The sequence below is a fragment of the Tissierella praeacuta DSM 18095 genome (genome assembly GCF_900128955.1).
Classification (GTDB): Bacteria; Bacillota; Clostridia; order Tissierellales; family Tissierellaceae; genus Tissierella; species Tissierella praeacuta.
In genome coordinates, this window is record NZ_FQTY01000006.1 from 1 (window position 1) to 18,123 (window position 18,123).

18 protein-coding genes and 1 riboswitch are annotated in these 18,123 nt (G+C 30.2%); of the genes, 1 reads left to right on the plus strand and 17 read right to left on the minus strand.

Annotation, left to right across the window (positions count from 1 at the left end; genetic code table 11):
* The 17 genes from grdA to BUB33_RS08075 form a co-directional block, all read right to left on the minus strand.
* Window positions 1-281 (minus strand): glycine/sarcosine/betaine reductase complex selenoprotein A (gene grdA / locus BUB33_RS16590; RefSeq protein WP_268807673.1); only part of this gene is annotated, 281 nt, incomplete at its 3' end.
* Between the two features lie 77 nt (window positions 282-358).
* Window positions 359-1,645, minus strand: coding sequence for a glycine/sarcosine/betaine reductase component B subunit (locus tag BUB33_RS08000; RefSeq protein ID WP_072975242.1), 1,287 nt, complete (start codon window positions 1,643-1,645; stop codon window positions 359-361).
* A 120-nt stretch (window positions 1,646-1,765) separates the two neighbouring features.
* The gene (trxA, locus tag BUB33_RS08005; protein ID WP_072975245.1) at window positions 1,766-2,083 is read right to left on the minus strand and encodes a thioredoxin TrxA; all 318 of its coding nucleotides are present in this window, start codon (window positions 2,081-2,083) and stop codon (window positions 1,766-1,768) included.
* 52 nt (window positions 2,084-2,135) lie between these two features.
* Window positions 2,136-3,074, minus strand: coding sequence for a thioredoxin-disulfide reductase (trxB, locus tag BUB33_RS08010; protein WP_072975247.1), 939 nt, complete (start codon window positions 3,072-3,074; stop codon window positions 2,136-2,138).
* A gap of 368 nt (window positions 3,075-3,442) precedes the next feature.
* Window positions 3,443-3,548: riboswitch (glycine riboswitch) on the minus strand.
* A 95-nt stretch (window positions 3,549-3,643) separates the two neighbouring features.
* The gene (locus BUB33_RS08015) at window positions 3,644-5,266 is read right to left on the minus strand and encodes a Na/Pi cotransporter family protein (RefSeq protein WP_072975250.1); all 1,623 of its coding nucleotides are present in this window, start codon (window positions 5,264-5,266) and stop codon (window positions 3,644-3,646) included.
* Window positions 5,267-5,358: 92 nt separating this feature from the next.
* On the minus strand, window positions 5,359-5,826 hold the full coding sequence (locus BUB33_RS08020; RefSeq protein WP_072975252.1) for a tRNA (cytidine(34)-2'-O)-methyltransferase: 468 nt from the start codon (window positions 5,824-5,826) through the stop codon (window positions 5,359-5,361).
* A gap of 17 nt (window positions 5,827-5,843) precedes the next feature.
* The gene (locus BUB33_RS08025) at window positions 5,844-6,662 is read right to left on the minus strand and encodes a Cof-type HAD-IIB family hydrolase (protein ID WP_072975254.1); all 819 of its coding nucleotides are present in this window, start codon (window positions 6,660-6,662) and stop codon (window positions 5,844-5,846) included.
* 160 nt (window positions 6,663-6,822) lie between these two features.
* Window positions 6,823-8,061: a lipase family alpha/beta hydrolase gene (locus tag BUB33_RS08030; RefSeq protein WP_072975256.1), complete on the minus strand. Its 1,239-nt coding sequence runs from the start codon at window positions 8,059-8,061 to the stop codon at window positions 6,823-6,825.
* Between the two features lie 43 nt (window positions 8,062-8,104).
* Window positions 8,105-8,596 carry a methylated-DNA--[protein]-cysteine S-methyltransferase gene (locus BUB33_RS08035; protein ID WP_072975258.1) on the minus strand — a complete coding sequence of 164 codons (492 nt, stop codon included), beginning with the start codon at window positions 8,594-8,596 and terminating at the stop codon, window positions 8,105-8,107.
* 2 nt (window positions 8,597-8,598) lie between these two features.
* A complete protein-coding gene (locus BUB33_RS08040) occupies window positions 8,599-9,270 on the minus strand; it encodes a DUF2225 domain-containing protein (RefSeq protein WP_072975260.1) in 672 nt (223 codons plus the stop codon).
* Window positions 9,271-9,319: 49 nt separating this feature from the next.
* On the minus strand, window positions 9,320-10,654 hold the full coding sequence (locus BUB33_RS08045; protein ID WP_072975262.1) for a VanW family protein: 1,335 nt from the start codon (window positions 10,652-10,654) through the stop codon (window positions 9,320-9,322).
* 33 nt (window positions 10,655-10,687) lie between these two features.
* The gene (locus BUB33_RS08050) at window positions 10,688-12,652 is read right to left on the minus strand and encodes a cell division protein FtsA (RefSeq protein WP_234950020.1); all 1,965 of its coding nucleotides are present in this window, start codon (window positions 12,650-12,652) and stop codon (window positions 10,688-10,690) included.
* Window positions 12,653-12,667: 15 nt separating this feature from the next.
* Window positions 12,668-13,318: an endonuclease III gene (nth, locus tag BUB33_RS08055; RefSeq protein ID WP_072975266.1), complete on the minus strand. Its 651-nt coding sequence runs from the start codon at window positions 13,316-13,318 to the stop codon at window positions 12,668-12,670.
* An 8-nt stretch (window positions 13,319-13,326) separates the two neighbouring features.
* A complete protein-coding gene (locus BUB33_RS08060) occupies window positions 13,327-13,608 on the minus strand; it encodes a DUF503 domain-containing protein (protein ID WP_072975269.1) in 282 nt (93 codons plus the stop codon).
* A gap of 83 nt (window positions 13,609-13,691) precedes the next feature.
* Entirely contained in the window at window positions 13,692-14,882 is a 1,191-nt protein-coding gene (locus BUB33_RS08065) for a glycine C-acetyltransferase (RefSeq protein ID WP_072975272.1), read from the minus strand.
* 57 nt (window positions 14,883-14,939) lie between these two features.
* Window positions 14,940-15,974, minus strand: a complete 1,035-nt coding sequence (gene queG / locus BUB33_RS08070) for a tRNA epoxyqueuosine(34) reductase QueG (RefSeq protein WP_072975275.1) — start codon at window positions 15,972-15,974, stop codon at window positions 14,940-14,942.
* Complete coding sequence (locus BUB33_RS08075) at window positions 15,971-16,801, minus strand: deoxyribonuclease IV (protein WP_072975277.1); 831 nt, start codon at window positions 16,799-16,801, stop codon at window positions 15,971-15,973. Before BUB33_RS08075 ends, queG begins: the two co-directional genes overlap by 4 nt.
* Window positions 16,802-16,948: 147 nt before the next feature.
* On the opposite strand from BUB33_RS08075, the gene rodA reads away from it, so the two are divergent.
* On the plus strand, window positions 16,949-18,055 hold the full coding sequence (rodA, locus tag BUB33_RS08080; protein ID WP_072975280.1) for a rod shape-determining protein RodA: 1,107 nt from the start codon (window positions 16,949-16,951) through the stop codon (window positions 18,053-18,055).
* The last annotated feature ends 68 nt before the right edge of the window (window positions 18,056-18,123 follow it).

Consider the following 18,123-nt stretch of genomic DNA (forward strand, 5'->3'; position numbering starts at 1 on the left):
TCTCCTGCTGTAACTGTTTCAGCTGCTAATCCTGCTGATTCAGCTTCTGCACCACCGATTAATACTAGCATATTTTCTGCACCGTATTTTTCAGTTAAATCTTTAACCCTTTTTTGATTTTCTAAGTCCATTGCGCCTGCAGCCGTTCAGACAAAACATTCAGTTGCTGAAAATACTACTTCTGCAGGAGTGGTCTTTATACATTCTTCCATAGCTGGTCCTGGTATACCATCTCTGTCACCAATAATGATAACTTTTGTGTTCTCATTAAAAATTGACATCTTGCCACTTCCTTTCTTTTTTATATTCTCTTAATCTTTTGTATTATATTTTAATTTAAATACATATATTTATATAATTAGAATCCTCTAGCGGACATTTTGTTAAATCCAACTTCATTAGTTGCACCAGTTATAGCTTGGATTTCAACTGTGATTGTACCATCAGCTGCTAAACTTCCGTCAAATCCACCTGCTATAATGTCAACATAATCTAAAGTACCAATTACTTTATCCATCTTTGGTAATACGATTATTTCGTTAGCATTACCACCTGTAACTACTGCGTTAGCTGAAGGATCAGCATCTGCAAGAGATTGGCTGGCACCGTCTCTACCTGCATACTCATCAGTAATTATTACAGTATCAATACCTTTAGCTTCTATTTTCTTAGTATTCATTATAAGGTCAGTATCTGGGTTACCGAAACCTTCTTGTGAAACTATAACTCCATCAAGTCCTAGATATTCAGCAAGTTTTGCTGTCCAGTTTGATGATCTTTCTTTGTCAGCTAGATAAACGTTTTCATTTGTGATTATAACGCCTACAAAGTTAAGTGTTTTTCCGTGTTCCGCTAAAAGGTCATGAATAACTGGGTTATTCATTTGATGATAAGTTGTGTTCTTATCGCAAGCTGATACACAGTTACCACTTACAATTGCACCATCCATAATTTCAGTTGGATACATTATAGTTGGCACTATTTGTTTAGCGTCTACACCGTATACATAAGTGTCATGAAGTAATCCTTGAGTTTGAAGCATTTGAACATATCCAACCTTTGGAAGATTAGGATACTTTTCAATTCCTTTCAAGAATGGATCAACTTCATATACCTCTACTGTATCTGGTGTCATTGATTTTGCAGTTTCTGCAAGATAAGCTGCCGCCTTAAATCCTGCGAATCTTACTGCTCTTTCATGATCATGTTGTTTTAATCCTTCTACTGGTTCACATTTTAATACTAGGTTTATTGTTTTGGAGAATGGAGTAAATTCTGCTCCAGGTCCTGACATATCAACAATACCTTCTTGGAAACCAACGATTTTACCAGTTGTCATAACAACACAACCTTTTAAAACATTAGTTTTTCCTGAACCTACAACATCAACCTTTGATAATATTCCTGGGAAAACACCTCCTGGACCTTCCACCTTCACTCTTGGTTCTACTACGTCCTTAACAGGTGTAATTCTAACACTTTCACCAGGTTTTGCAATATCTACGTCTACTGATGCAAGGTGCTCATCTTCTTTTATCAAGTTAATTAATTCTTCCTTATTAACTGTTAGCACCCCTTTTTCAAGTTTGGTTTCATTACCAAATTGAACATCTTTAATTAGCACATGGCCTAATTCCAGACGCATAAAATTCACCTCCTCTTATTTTAGCAAGTATCTATATCTCAATTCTGGGCCTAAGGCCCAGAATTAAAACCTTGATATTTGTACTACTCGAATAAATTTCGAAGTTATATATTTAATTAATTAAATATATTTTTTAATTAATTCTTCAACTGATTCTTTTGTAGCTTCATCAGCTACTACTGCATCTATTCTTTCTCCACCTTTGTAAATAGCGATTACAGGTAATCCCATAACCTTTTGTCCAATAGCAAGTCTTCTTGCCTTTGTAATATCTAATGATGTAAATTTAATTTTATCACCATATTGTTCTTCATAAGCGTGAACATGTGGCATAAGTGCTTTACAAGGTTCACATGTTGGACCCCAGAAATCTACTAATACATATCCTTCTGCTTGTAATACTTCTGATTCAAAATTATCCTTATTAAGTTCTAACATTTATTATACCTCCTAAATTTATTTTTAAGCATTGTTAATTTGACTTTATTTATTAGTCTTCAAAGTTTTCATTTATATATTTTTCAGCTTGAACTGCTGCTATAGCTCCATCAGCAGTAGCTGTAACTACTTGTCTAAGTGATTTAACTCTGTTATCTCCTGCTGCAAATACTCCAGCTACATTAGTCTTCATATCATCATCAGTTTTTATATACCCATTTTCCATATTAATTATTCCATCAAATAATTTTGTAGCTGGATTATATCCTACGAATACAAATACTCCAAATGTACCATCATCTTCATCTGCGAATATTTCTTTTTCTTCTCCAGTTTTAACATTTTTAACTATCATTGATTCAAGAATGCCATCACCCTTTAATTCAGTGATAACTGTATCCCACATGAAATTCATTTTTTCATTTTTAAATGCTTTTTCTTGAATTGATTTAGCTGCTCTTAACTCATCTCTTCTATGAACGATAGTTACTTTTCTAGCAAATTTTGTTAAATACATAGCTTCTTCAACAGCTGAATCTCCTCCGCCTACTACAAATACCTCTAAGTCTTCGAAGAAAGCAGCATCACAAGTAGCACAGTATGAAACTCCTCTACCAGTTAATTCTTTTTCTCCTGGGCATCCTATTGGTCTTGGAGTTGCACCAGTTGCTATGATAACTGTTTTTGCTTGATATTCTTCTTTAGCACCTTTTAAAACCTTTATTTTTCCTTCTAACTCTACTGATTTGATTTCATCAATTACTCTTTTTGCACCAAATTCATTAACTTGTTCTACCATTCTCTCTATTAAAGATGGTCCACTAGCATTTTGTATAGAGCCTGGATAATTAGCAACTTCATCAGTAGTCTTTATTTGTCCACCTTCGCCCTCTTTTTCAATAATTAAAGTATTAAGCCTTGCTCTTGATGAATATAGTCCTGCTGCTAAACCTGCTGGACCTGCTCCTATGATTATTACATCATAAATCATTTGTCTTCCTCCTTAGAAAATATTTTATGTAGTTCTCTAATAAAATTTTTAATAACTTTATTGATAATATTCATTTTAAAATATTATTCATCTTTAATTGAAGAACTATTATAGTTTGTATCAATTACGTCAATTTAATTATAGTCTTATTGATTTTAAAAAATCAATATAAAATTAAATTATTTTTCATATTTGTGCTTTATTGTTAAGTCTTTATAACATCTGTTACTATTATAATAAAAAAAAGAATAAAAAAAAGAATAAAAAAACAGAATAAATAGGTCATTAGGCCTACTTACTCTGTTCATTGACCTGAGAGATTCTCCAAAATTGGGTTGCTCCTTCGGTGCTTTCGCTTTCCAGAGTTCTGTCATAACACGGTCCTTTTGCCTGAGAGTTTCATTGTGGATTGGCTGCCCATCAACTTTTTCCTTCGGCGCCATATAAAAATATGGTCTCTCCCGCATTAATCATCCAGATAATGCAATTATTTGATAGTTTTTTCACATTTCACTAATATTATAATATATAAAATATAATTATACAACCCCTTTTTATATTAATCTTTTTTATATATTTTTAGGCTTTGTTTTATAATTATCTAATACATATAATGCTATGTTAGAACAGTGGTCTGATACCCTTTCTAAATTAGAAATAGCATCTAAAAATATTATTCCAGGTCCCGTTGAGCATAATCCTTTATTTAATCTATCTATATGATTGGTTCTATTTTTAGATTCTAATTCATCTACTTCATCTTCTATAGCTAAAACTTCTCTAGCTAAAGCTTCGCCATTAGTCTTAAATGCTTCCATTGCTTTTTGAAATCCTAGTTGGCATTTACCAAAAATCTCATTTAATTCTTCTATAGCATCTTCTGTAAATTGAAGATTTCCTTCTCTTCTCTCTTCAGCAAGTTCAACTATATTCTCTGCATGGTCTCCAACTCTCTCTATATCATTTACATTGTTAAAAAACACATTAACCTGTTTATGCTCTTCATCTGATAATGGTGCGTTTGAAAGTCTCACTAGATAATCAGTTATTTCTCTTTGCAATTTATTTATTTTTTGTTCCTGTTCCAAAGCTGGTTCTATTTCTTCATATTTGCCTTCTACAAAAGCCCTCTGAGCTTTACCTAGATTTTCTTCTACATAATTACCCATTCTTGCAATTTCTTTTCTAACCTGTCCTAATGCTATAGAAGGTGTTTCTATAATCCTAAAGTCAAGGAATTTTGCTTCGTGAATCTCTACTCTATCGTCTCCAGGAACTATAGCTTTTGCTGCCTCAACTAATAGTCCTGCAAAAGGTAATTGTATAGCCACATTTAATAAATTAAATAATGTATGAGCATTAGCTATTTGCCTTTGAATATCATTTGGAGATATTTTCGTTACTAATTTTTGTATTGGTATTCTCAAAATTGTCATAAATATAATTGTACCCATTAAGTTAAATAAAAAATGTATAATTGCTGCTCGTTTTGCTGTCCTATTTGCTCCAACTGATGAAATCATAGCTGTTGTAGTTGTACCAATATTATCTCCAAAAAGAATTGGAAAAGCAATATTTATATCTAGTAAGCCCTGTCCTGCTAACGCTTGCAATAGACCTATAGATGCACTACTACTTTGAACTATAGTAGTAAGTCCTAAACCCACCAACATACCTAAAACTGGATTATTTAACCTAACCATTATATTAGCAAATGCCGGTAAACCTGCTAAGGGTTTTAATCCATTTCCCATCATGTCCATTCCTATAAATAGAATACCAAATCCAATAAGTATTTCTGCTATATTTTTCGACTTTTTTTTAGAAGTTGTCATCCATATGCCTACACCTATGGCTACTGCCAATGGTGCATAGTCTGTCAGCTTAAATGCAATTAATTGAGCAGTTACAGTTGTACCAATATTTGCACCCATAATAACTCCTGCAGCTTGATACAAAGACATAAGTCCAGCATTCACAAATCCTATTACCATAACTGTAGTAGCAGAACTACTTTGAATTACCATGGTTACTAAAGCACCCACAACAACACCCATCAATCTATTGTTGGTAAGTACTTCTATTAACTTCTTTAACTTTTCACCTGCTGCTTTTTGGAGCCCTGTTCCCATTATATTCATTCCATATAGAAACAATCCAAGTCCACCAAGTACTGGTAGTGCTATATCCATAACCAACCTCCTAGATAATTTTATTAACCTATTTATTCTTTTGCTTTTTTATCCACTTTTCTTAATATATAATAATTTGCTCTGTTTAACTTTTATTCTATATTCGGAAAATTTAACTGCCTCAATGCTTCATATAATATTATATTAACTGAATTTGCCAAATTTAATGATCTAGCTATATTGCTTCTCATAGGTATTCTAATACCTTTATCAATATTTCCTTCTAATATTTCTTTAGATAATCCTTTTGTTTCCTTTCCAAATACGAAGAAAGATTCATCTTTATAATGATTATCTGTATATTTATTTTTCGATTTAGTGGTAGCATAGTAAAATTCCCCATTAGGATATTTTTCTAATACTTCAAAAAAACTATCGTAATAATGTATTTCAACTAGATTCCAATAATCAAGTCCTGCTCTTTTAAGAGCCTTATCATCTACAGAAAATCCTAAAGGTCTGACTAAATGAAGCACTGTTCCTGTAAGTGCACAGGTTCTAGCAATATTTCCTGTATTTGAAGGTATTTCTGGTTCTACAAGTACTATATGTAATGACATAACTCAGTCATCATCTCCTATTCTAATTCTAATACAAATTTCTCTATTATTTTTGCTACACCATCTTCATCATTTGAATCTGCAATATAATCTGCCTGTTTTTTTATATACTCATTACCATTTCCCATGGCTACACCTAATCCAGCGAACTTAATCATAGATAAATCATTCTCATTGTCACCAATAGCAATTACTTCATTTGAATCTATTTTAAGTTTATTACATAATTCTTTTAACCCTTCACCCTTTGATACATTTAACCTCATTGCCTCTATATTATTAGACCAAGAGCTTGAAGTTTCTAAACTCTTTAATCTATCTAACTCATCTCTTAATTTTTGTAGCTTATTCTTATCCTCATCAATAAATAAGAACTTATATATATTTAAGTCCTCCATGCCAGTTATTTCTTCTATATCTTTAAATATCTTTATATCTATTCTATTATTATCATCTCCTTCGCTATAAAACTTAAGAATTTCATCAACTCTATTATGAGAATAAAATCTATTTTCATCATAAAAGTGATAATAAATATCTTTGCTTCTAGCAAGATGAACTATTTCCTTTACTAAACTATTATCTATAGGGTTTTTATAAAAAATATTACCATTTTCATCTGCAATTATTGCTCCATTACATGCAATTATTGGATTTTTCAAATCCAAATCTTTGGAATAAGATAATGCGGATTTCAATACTCTACCTGTAGATAAAACAATATAAGTTCCTCTAGCCCTTGCATTGACTATTGCTTCTTTGGTTCTATGTGACACTTGATTTTTACTATTTAAAAGTGTACCATCCATATCTATAGCAACTAATTTATATTTCATTTTTCTCACTCCTCAACTACTTAATATAACATAAAGAATATAAAATTAAAATAGAAAAACAGATAATAATATGTTATATTTTAATTTTAAAAAAATATTTTACCCCATTATTAATTCTTCCCTATATATTATCTATAGAAAAATTTATTTATCTACTTATTTATAACTTATATTTTAATGTATTATCTTCAAATTCAAACCCTTCCTTATCTATAGTTATCATAAATACTTTTGGTTTTTTTGTGCCAATAGGTTCTATATCTAATTTAATCTCTAAATTATTATCACCTACAACCATTATTAAAAACCTGTTATATGATAAATTTATTGTTTGAACCCTATTATCACTAATATCCACATACTTACCAGATATTTCATTAATATTTAAAGTCTTAATATTTATTTTATTACAATTATCCCCTAAAATAACATATGCTTTCTCCATACTCTTATCTTTAATTTCTCTGGTGAAAGTCTTACCTAAAATATCTGCTAGATAATTACTGGACTTGTATAAAATATTTGTATGATTTCCATCTAATATTATATTTTTCCCACCTAAATTTCCTAAAGCACTTACTGTAGTTACAGTGCCATCTCCATAACTTGTTTTATGTGCTTTTTTCGGCTTCCCATCTGCCCATTTAATTTTTCCCTTTTCTTTCAAATCTACTATAAATTCTTTATTGGTATAAACCCCTTTGCCACTTATGATAAACAAATCATCTTCATTTATAAAATTCTTTTCTAACCTGTTTAAAAATGAATTATTTATAGACATATTTCTTATTGGAATTTGTTCCTTTATGCCCTTATTTTCCCAAAACAAATAATCTCCGTATTCATAACTAGGCAGTAAATCCTTTGCAACAGGAAACATCTCTCTTAAAGCTTCTATATAGTTTGTTTTTTCAAATAAATAATAATAAAGTATCAATCCAAGTTTTAACCCGCTATAAATAATATTGTCCTCTATCTTAGGATAAGGAAGTTTTCCTCCACTCCAAAACCGATATGCATCTACAGTTCCTAGATTTGGAGTCCCTATCATAATTAACTTATCAACAACAGAAGGATTAAAATAGTTAATAAAAGCTCTTCCTAGTAATCCGCCTAAGCTATGACCAATGATTATTACTTTTTTCATACCTGTACTGGTTTTTGCTTTTTCTATACAATGATACAAATATTTATCTACTGCTTCTAATACAGGAATTTTCCAATTATAATAACAAACAAACAAATTTAAACCTTCTTTATATCCCATATCACTTAATATTTCAATAAAAGGTCTATAAATCCTTTCTGCCAAACCAAAAGAAAAATCTCCTGTTCCCTTTATTACATCATCCCCCATAGAACCAAAAAGTCCTGGTATAAAAACAATAGGATAATTCATTTCTATTCCCCTTTCTGTTTTTATATCAGGATATTCAAATTACTTATATAATGTTATACTTTTCTAATTTTAATAATTTACTTTTTAGTTCAATCCCTCCTGCAAATCCTACTAACTTACCCTTTGAACCTACTACCCTATGACAGGGTACAATTATTGCTATGGGATTCTTATTTAATGCACCACCAACTGCTCTAGATCCTTTGGGGCATCCTACCTTTTCAGCTAACTCTTTATATGTTCTAGTTTCTCCATAGGGTATATTTAGCAGCTCATTCCATACACTTTCTTGAAAAGAAGTTCCCTTGAAGGAAAATGGTATAGTAAACTCCTTTAATTCACCCTCTAAATATCTAATTATTTCTTCATGATAATTGTAGTCCTTACTCTCTACTTCAACAGGAGTGCCATAATATCTTTCTATATATCTAAGGTTGTCCCCTCCTTTAAAAGAAAGAGCTATTATTTCGTTTTCTATAAAATATATAGTTAATTTACCTATAGATGAATCGAATGAGTAAAATTTAGGGTTCATATTTATATCTCCTTTACTATTCTCCACTGTTCTCTAGCCATCTCATTTAATGATGGATTCATTCTCGTTGAAGAAAGACTTAAACAAGTATTAAACCAAGATAAAGCTTCTTCTTTATCATCTATTCTTCTTGATAATTCTCCTATTAAGTAAGATAATTTACCGTCATCCATATTTGTAGAACTTAGGGATTCTTTATTATATGCTTCTATAAATTGCTCTCTAGCCAATTCCAAAAATCTCTTTTCGCCTTCTTTATCTTCCTTTAAACGATATAACCATCCTATATTTAAACAAATATTTCCTTGTTCTAAACTTGTAAATTTTAATAAAGTTGCCGTAATCAAAGATAATTTATAGGTTTCTATAGCCTCATCTAAATTTCTAACTCCACCAAAATCCCTCTTCTTCCATCTTGATGCTATATTATCTATAATTATTCCAATTTGGTCTTTTCTAATATCATTAAATTTATTTTCAGATGCAGCATATCCACAGTTTGGGCATACAAATATGCTATATTTTATTGGGTTTTCATTATTATAATAATTTAAAAAATCCTTATCTCTTTTTAAAATTCTTAGCCTAGATGCTCTTATTTTTTTAGTTGTAAATTTGTTTGAACAAATAGGACATTCTACTTCTTTATCAAATAGCTCATTTAATTCTGTCAAATTGTTGTGCCTACCTTTCTCTATATGTTTTATCTATTGCTGTATTAGTTTATTCACTAGGTCCAACTTTATATATATAATCTTTTTTCCTATAATGGTCTGAAGTAATCTTTGTTTTTGATATTACTTTTCCGTTTTTTATTATAGTTTTATAAGTATCGACCTTATAGCCTTTCCTTCCTTTTTGCATATCTAGTCTAGTTCCTGGTGCCAATTTTTCATCATATACTTCTTCTGTTTTAGGTTCTATAGTTTCGACAATCTCTGGATTTATCTTTACAACATAATTTTTTGCCTTTGTATCTCCATAAATATATACATATACACGATCTGATACTACCTTAGCATAAGTATATATAGGAAAATCAAAATCATTTCTAAACTTTAAATCCAAATATCCATATGATACTGCCGCATCTTGACCATAGGGAACATACTTAGCAGGTATAGAATGAGAATGTCTTTCAAGTATAGTAAGATCTGCAAGCAACAAAGAATTATACATTGTAGTAGAAGTCTGACAAACTCCTCCTCCAAGTCCCGGTGTTAACTCTCCACCTATAATTACATTAGCTTCCTTATATCCTGAATTTGCTGATCTAGGTCCTGTTGCATTATTATATGAAAACTCCTCCCCAGGTAAAATAAGTTTATTGCTAATTGCCCTAGCCGATAATCTAATATTTTCTACTCTTCCACTACCGCTTCCTTTAAAAGAAGTAGAGAATTCACCTATAACTCCATTTATTCTAGATAAAAGTTGTTTTGTTAACCTCGGTTGTACATCTTCTACTGGGATTTCTATATCTTTTAGTTCATAAATATTTTTATCTATCTTTTCAATCAACTCATTTACTAATACTTTTTTCCCTATAACCTCATCTGTTACAGTAATCTTTCCATTATTAAAATTAAGTACAGCATCCACTGATTTTTTATTTATTTCTTGGGAAATATTGTTAGCCATATCTTTTATCTTATCACTTTCATAAAAAGATTCCAATGGTATATCTGCTCCAGATTTTATTTCAGATATATTTTTTAATCTTTTAATAAAATTTCCTTCTCTACCTAATTGAAAAGCATTGTTAACAGCTTCATCATATTTATAGGAAAAACCTAATTCTCGCAAATTAATTTTATAAATATTCCCATCATATTTTAAATTCATACTCTTTTTATCAATTTCTACTTCTTTTTTCCCTTTTATATATTCTAGGGCTTGTTCCTTTGTTTTATCTCCTACATCATAATTATCTATTTTTACCCCTTTGTAGATTGTATCTATACTTAAAATATTTTTATAAATATATGCTCCAGCTCCTAAACCAATAGAAAAAACTATTATAACAACAAATAATAAAATTTTCTTACCCTTTCCCATCTAAATCCTCCAACCTAGAATATTAATATTTTACTATTCCCAATAAACTTTTATATTATCCCCATCTTTTAATTCTTCTAGGTATTCTGCATCTTTATCATTTACTCTCAAAACCAGTTTACCCTTTAATGAAGATAAATCAAAATCTATATAATCAAATATATCTACAAAAACAAATCTATCTTTCTTATAGTATATTTCCATATATTCATCATTTATTACCAGTTTAATTAACTTTTTATTATCTATCTTATTGTTAGATACATTGATTTTATCTATTTTTCCAATAATATCCCCATTTTTAAGTTGATAGTTATTCTGCACCTTAACTTCATTGACTAAAAATTCATCTGTAGTGGAAAAACCTTTGCACTGTCCAATTAATTCTTCTAATGTTTTTATTTCTTCAATTTCTATATTAACTCCTGAAGTGAGAATAATGTTGTTTTGTACTTCTTCACCGTTTATCTTAAAGGACTTTACTAAATTAATCTCTTTCCCTTGAAAATATACAATCTTTTCCTTTGTAACTACATCATATAAATATGGTGCTATTACGGGTTCTACTACACTAGGTAATATATCAATATTATCATTGTTATAAAGTTTCGTTTTAAAATTAGCCTGCTTTTTATTTACTAATATTTGTGGTTGAGTTCCATCTTTCCCCTTTATTATTCTCTTCTTCCCATTTAGATAATATACAAAATCATTAGATTTCTTTGGCAGCAAATTCTTCGGATCATATCCTGTAAGTACTAATACATCTGATACAACTATATCTTCGGAATTAAATATACGAACCTCTTCCCCACAAAAATTCACCTTAATAAAGTTCTTATATTTATCTTGAGCACCTTCTATTGCAATTCCAATAGGTGTTATCATCTCTGGTCCATTAAAATCTTCTAAGCCTTCTACATTTCCAACAATAGATACATCTCTTATGGCAACTCTTTCCTTTGGCAATCCAAGTTTTTCAGCAATCATTTCTCTTAGCATTGGCATTTGACTACTACCACCAATTAGAAATACTGCGTTTGGAGATTTACCATTGAATTCAAGAATTTTTTCTGATATTTCTCCTGCAATCTTTTCAATTATATCCTTGATTGTATTTACTATTTCAGCAGTAGTTAATTTATAGGGTATTCCAATTACATCAACAAACTCATGCTCTTCTTGTTTACTAAGTTCTATCTTTAATTTCTCACTACTATTAAAATCAAGTAAATATGCCTTTGCCAGTCTTTCCGTTATCTCATCTCCTGCAGTTGAAGTCATGGCATAAGAAGTAATTTGTCCATCCTTTGTAATGGCAATATCAGATGTCCCTGCACCTATATCCACTAATGCTAAGTTTAATAATCTTAACTCTTTTTTTATTGCTACGTTAATTGCTGCAATAGGTTCCAAAGTAATACTTCCTACTTCCAATCCTGTTCTTGAAATCACAGAGTATAGGCTTTCTATAACTATTTGCGGTAAAAATGTTGCTAAAATATCAACTCCTATCCTTTGCCCTTTATGCCCTTCTAATTTTTCTATTCTATCTTCATCTAAATAATAATCTGATACAGAATAGCCTATACTATAATATTTAAGGCTTTTATTTATCTCTATTTCGTTTATTTCCTCTTGAGCTTTTTGTATTGCTTCTAATTCTAAGGCTTCAACATCAAACTTAGATATTTCTTTTTCATTATCAATAGATTTTTCTATTCTTATTTTATGGGTTTTCAAAGCTCGTCCAGCAGCAGCAATGGACACAACCTTTAGTTTTTCCCCTATCTTTTCTTCCAATTCTACTACTATCTCATTAACTAAATTGGCAACCCCTTCTATATCATGGATCTGTCCATCATACATATTTCTCTTTTTATGTTCCTTTATTGTAAAAGCAAGTACCTTAAATCTTTCATCTTCAGTATATTCTCCCACCATACCTATTATAGTCCTAGTTCCTATATCTAAAGAAAATATCAATTCATCTCTCACAATAACACCTTCTTCCTATTGTTTAACTTCTTTTTTATAGTAAAAGCAATAATCAGTTATTGGACATATAGTACATAAAGGTTTTCTAGCTTTACAAATCCTTCTACCATGAAAGATTAGCAAATGATGTGCCTTTGACCACATTTCTCTTTCTATATTATCCATTAAGTCTTTCTCTGTATCTAGTACATTGGTACTATTAGCCAATCCTATTCTATTAGATACCCTAAAAACATGGGTATCTACTGCAATAGCTGGAGTATTAAAAGCATTAGATAAAACTACATTGGCTGTCTTTCTACCTACTCCTGGCAATGTAACTAAGTCTTCCATAGTATTGGGAACTTCCCCACCATAATTTTCTATAAGTAACCTACATGTTTCTAAGATATTTTTACTCTTTGTCTTATAAAAACCGCAGGATCTAATTCTTTTCCCTAATTCTTCCTCAGATAACTTTATATAATCTTGAGGAGTTTTTAATTCTTCAAACAATACTGATGTAGTTTTATTGACCTGAACATCTGTACATTGTGCTGAAAGTATAGTGGCAATTAGCAATTCAAAGGAATTTGTAAAATCCAACTCCGCCTTTGCATCTGGAAATTTCCCCTCCAATTTTTCTAATACAATTTTTATTTCTTTCTTTGATAGCATCTTCTTCATTTTCTCACCTACAATATTTCTATTTTATTTTCTATTATTTCTACTCTACTATCTTCATCTATAAATTTTATCACATTTGATAATATTTGGTTAGCATGATTTATATCATTTGTCACACAAGCAAATCCAATTATAGCTCTTTGCCAACTATCATTTAAACCTACTTCTGCTATTGATATATTAAATCTTGATTGTATTCTCCCTATTACACTTTTTATAACATGTCTTTTTTCCTTTAAAGAATGAGATTCATATATAATTAGTGTTAGTGAGCAAGTACCTATTGTCAAATTTATCACCTCTATAAACTTATATTCTGCACATTATATCATATTTATGTAAAAGAAAAAGGGAGAATATCTCTCCCTTAAAATTATTTTAATATATTCATTTCTTTTCCTACTTTTTCAAATACAGCTACTGCCCTATCTAGTTGTTCTTTTGTATGTTCTGCAGTTACCATACATCTAACTCTTCCTGTTCCTCTTGGAACTGTTGGGAATACTATACCTGATACGAAAACTCCGTTTTCAAGTAATTTTCTGCTGAATTCCATTGTCTTAGCTTCATCCCCAATAATTACTGGAGTAATTGGAGTTTCACTATGTCCTGTATTAAATCCAAGACTTCCTATCTTTGACTTCCAATATTTTGCATTATCCCAAAGTCTATCTGTATATTCTGTTGATTCCATTAGCATAGTTATTGCTTCAGTAACCGCACCAATTACTGCTGGTGGTAAAGATGTACTAAACAATACTGGTCTTGCCCTATGGCTTAGCCAATCATACATAGCCTTTGAACCAGATACATATCCTCCCATTACTCCTATACCCTTAGAAAGACATCCCATTGAAAAATCTACTCTACCATGCAGTCCAAAATGATCAATAGTACCTCGTCCACTTTCACCTAATACTCCTGAGCCATGAGAATCATCTACATAGGTCAAAGCTTCATATTTTTCTGCTAAACTAACTATTTCAGGAAGTTTTGCTATATCTCCATCCATACTGAAAACACCATCAGTGATTATTAAGATATTTTTATATTTATCTCTAGCATCTTTTAATACTGCCTCTAAACTATCCATATCAGAGTGCTTATAAACTCCTTTAGAAGCTTTAGATAATCTACAACCATCTATTATTGAAGCATGATTTAATTCATCAGATATTATTATATCTCCTGCCTCTGTAACTGCTTGAATAGTTCCTGCATTACAGTTAAAAGCAGATTGATATAAGAATGCTGCTTCATCTTTTTTAAATTTAGCTAGAAGTGCTTCTAAGTTTTCATGAATATCCATATTTCCTATAATAGTTCTTACAGCACCTGTACCTGCTCCATATTTTTCAACGGCCTCAATAGCAGCTTTTTTTAATCTAGGATGATTTGCAAATCCAAGATAATTGTTTGAAGATAGGTTTATAACCTTTTTACCATTTAATATTACTTCTGCTTGGCTTGCAGTTTCTAATACAGGCAATTCCCTATAAACACCGTCATTTTTAAGTCCTTCAATTTTTTCCTTTAAAAAATTTAATTCATGAACATTAGACACAATATAACCTCCCTAATTTTTCTAATATGTAGCCTATACATATTATAACATATATTTTTATTTAGTGGACACCATTGTTAAAAAAATATTTACTATAGCCCATTCTGCATATTCTCTTATCATAGGGTTAGAATCCCTTAACATTGGTATAAGTATTTCTATATTTGCTTCTTTTTTCATATTTCCCAATGCAATTATTGCATTTCTTTTCAGTATGTTTTTTCCTCTCCAGCTACCAGCCATTTCTCCATATTTTTTCTTAAATTCTTTGTTTGATATATATAGTAGCTCATTTAAATCCATATAACCCTTTGTTGTTTTGGGTATAAATTCCTTATGATTAGCTTTCTTTATTCCTTTATTTTGGGGACAAACTAACTGACAGGTATCACAACCATATATTTTTATACCCATTTTCCTCCTAAGTTCTATTGGAATATTATCCTTTGTTTGTGTTAGATATGATATACATTTCTTAGGATTGAAACTATATTCTCCTTCTAAGGCACCAGTAGGGCAGGCTCTCAAACAAAGGTCACAATCTCCACATTTATTCGAAACTTCTTCACTAAATTCCAACTCCAAATCAGTCAATATATACCCTAAAAATATAAAGGAACCATATTCATCATTTATAATGGAACAATTCTTTCCATAGTAACCAATACCTGCTTTCCTTGCTAATTCCCTATCTATTAATGGTCCAGTATCTACAAAATATTTGTAATCAAAATCTACTTTTCTTTTTATTTCATTAATAAGTAACTCTATCTTTTCTTTTAATACCTTATGATAATCTATGCCCCAACTAGACTTTGATAATTTTCCCTTTAGATTATAATTTGGTTTTTCATTATAATCTACATTATAAGAAACACCTACAACTATAATAGTTCTACAATTAGGCATGGTAATCTTAGGATCTATTCTTTTATTTAAATCCTTTTCCTCAAATTCAGTTTTTATATTATTTTTTTCTCTATATATTAAATAATCACTTAAATTATACAATGGTAATGAATCTGTAAAACCACAAATATCTATATTTAACTCTTTGGATTTGTCAATAATATATTGATTTAGTAAATTCATCTATATTCCTTTCTGAGCATTTCAATTTCTTTTTTGTACCCGTCTAATTCATTTGGTGTTTCTAGATTAAAAGGTAAATTTTTTAATAATGGGTGATTGATTATATTTATTATAGCTTCTAACCCAATTGTTCCTTTTCCTATTACTTCATGTCTATCCTTATTTGAATTAAACTCCACTTTACTGTCATTTAGATGAACTGCTTTTACCCTATCTAAACCAATTATCTTGTCTATTTCTTCCAATACTCCATCTAAATCATTAACTATATCATAACCACTTGAGTATAAATGACAGCTATCAATACATATCCCTAGATTTTCATTATAATTCACACCATCTATTATAGCTTTAAGTTCTTCCATACTTCTTCCTATTTCTGTTCCTTTACCTGACATACCTTCTAATAATACTATTGTATTATTATTTTCATCTATTGCTTCATTAAGTGCGTTTACTATAAGTTCTATACCTGTTTCACTTCCTTGACCTACATGGGAACCTGGATGAAATATATAATAGGTATTTGGAATTAATTTTAGTCTTTCTAAGTCATCCTTTAATATCATATTTGCAAACTCCCTGGTTTCCTTCTTATTTGAAGCAAGATTCATAGTATAAGCACCATGGGCAAAAATCGGTGCAAATTTATATTCCTCCATTATTTGTTTAAGTTTATTTATATCCTCCATATCAATTTCTTTTGCTTTACCACCCCTAGGATTTCTTGTAAAAAACTGAAATGTATTAGCACCTATAGAAATTGCATCTAATGCTGCACTATATAATCCTTTTGAAACAGATAAATGGCAACCAATATTTAACATTTTAATCATCCTTTCTTATATTTATAATACCATATTGTCATATATTTTTAACTATTTCAAAGTAACAAAATATGTTATAATTGAATTTAAAGTAAAATTTAAACTTTTATATTTTATAAAATTTGCTTTATGAAAGGAAATAGGTTTATGTTTAATTTAAAGAAAAAATCCTATAAAAATTTTGACTATATTTTATTTTTAACGACTCTTCTGCTATGTGGATATGGTCTTATTATGATAATGAGTGCAACTTTGAGTAAAGGAACGATGTCCTATGTAAAGACTCAAGCCATAGCTACAATTTTAGGCTTAGTTATCATTGCCATATTAGTCTTATTAGATTACGAATTTTTAGGGAAAATATATATACCAATTTACGTAGTGTGTAATCTCTTACTTATTGCAGTTCTTATCTTTGGTATTGGCAAGGAGCAATGGGGAGCAAATTCTTGGCTAAAACTTGGTCCTATAATATTTCAGCCAGCAGAGTTTGTAAAAATTGGTTTAATTATATCTTTAGCTAAATTTATAGATAACAATAAAGAAAATATAAATGAACCCTTTACACTGCTGAAGATATTAGCATTTGCATTTACACCAGTAATACTAATACTTCTACAACCAGATGCTGGTACTGCTATGGTATTTATCTTTTTCATAGCTGCAATGTTATTTATTGCCGGAATAAGGTGGAGATACATTGGATATGCATTTTTAATTGGAATCCTTAGTCTTCCCGTTCTATGGTTTAAACTTAGCTCATATCAGAAGGATCGAATTTTTAATTTCTTAGACCCTGAAAGAGATGCAGCTAATACTGGTTATCAAGCAAAATTTGGTAAGATTGCTATTGGCTCTGGAAAAGTTTTTGGTAGAGGTTTATTTGAAGGTGTACTAACTGGATTTAACTATGTACCAGAAAAACAAACTGATTATATTTTTTCCGTAGTTGGTGAAGAATTAGGATTTCTTGGTGGATTTGGACTAATATTTCTATATTTTATATTACTCAATAGATTTATTAAAATAGCTAAAAAGTCTAAAGATTTATTTGGTTCTCTAATGATAATAGGCTTTGCTGCAATGTTTCTTTTCCACATATGGGAAAATATAGGAATGACCATAGGGCTTATGCCTATAACAGGTATTCCCCTTCCATTTATGAGTTATGGTGGTACATTTCAACTCTCCAATATGATTTGCATCGGAATAATTTTGAGCGTAAGTGTCCATAGAGAAGAATTAAGTTTTTAACCTACAGGAGAATATTCTCCTGTGTTTTTTTATGCCAGTACCTTGTAATAAAAGATAGCATATGATAT

What these genes read in the sequence shown, in the direction of transcription:
- BUB33_RS08030 (WP_072975256.1), bottom strand. Translation starts at nt 8,061, where the DNA reads ATGAATTATCCTATTGTTTTTATACCAGGACTTTTTGGTTCTATGGGG.
- trxB (WP_072975247.1), bottom strand. Translation starts at nt 3,074, where the DNA reads ATGATTTATGATGTAATAATCATAGGAGCAGGTCCAGCAGGTTTAGCA.
- BUB33_RS08045 (WP_072975262.1), bottom strand. Translation starts at nt 10,654, where the DNA reads ATGGGAAAGGGTAAGAAAATTTTATTATTTGTTGTTATAATAGTTTTT.
- BUB33_RS08015 (WP_072975250.1), bottom strand. Translation starts at nt 5,266, where the DNA reads ATGGATATAGCACTACCAGTACTTGGTGGACTTGGATTGTTTCTATAT.
- rodA (WP_072975280.1), top strand. Translation starts at nt 16,949, where the DNA reads ATGTTTAATTTAAAGAAAAAATCCTATAAAAATTTTGACTATATTTTA.
- BUB33_RS08025 (WP_072975254.1), bottom strand. Translation starts at nt 6,662, where the DNA reads ATGAAATATAAATTAGTTGCTATAGATATGGATGGTACACTTTTAAAT.
- nth (WP_072975266.1), bottom strand. Translation starts at nt 13,318, where the DNA reads ATGAAGAAGATGCTATCAAAGAAAGAAATAAAAATTGTATTAGAAAAA.
- queG (WP_072975275.1), bottom strand. Translation starts at nt 15,974, where the DNA reads ATGAATTTACTAAATCAATATATTATTGACAAATCCAAAGAGTTAAAT.
- BUB33_RS08075 (WP_072975277.1), bottom strand. Translation starts at nt 16,801, where the DNA reads ATGTTAAATATTGGTTGCCATTTATCTGTTTCAAAAGGATTATATAGT.
- BUB33_RS08035 (WP_072975258.1), bottom strand. Translation starts at nt 8,596, where the DNA reads ATGAACCCTAAATTTTACTCATTCGATTCATCTATAGGTAAATTAACT.
- BUB33_RS08020 (WP_072975252.1), bottom strand. Translation starts at nt 5,826, where the DNA reads ATGTCATTACATATAGTACTTGTAGAACCAGAAATACCTTCAAATACA.
- BUB33_RS08000 (WP_072975242.1), bottom strand. Translation starts at nt 1,645, where the DNA reads ATGCGTCTGGAATTAGGCCATGTGCTAATTAAAGATGTTCAATTTGGT.
- trxA (WP_072975245.1), bottom strand. Translation starts at nt 2,083, where the DNA reads ATGTTAGAACTTAATAAGGATAATTTTGAATCAGAAGTATTACAAGCA.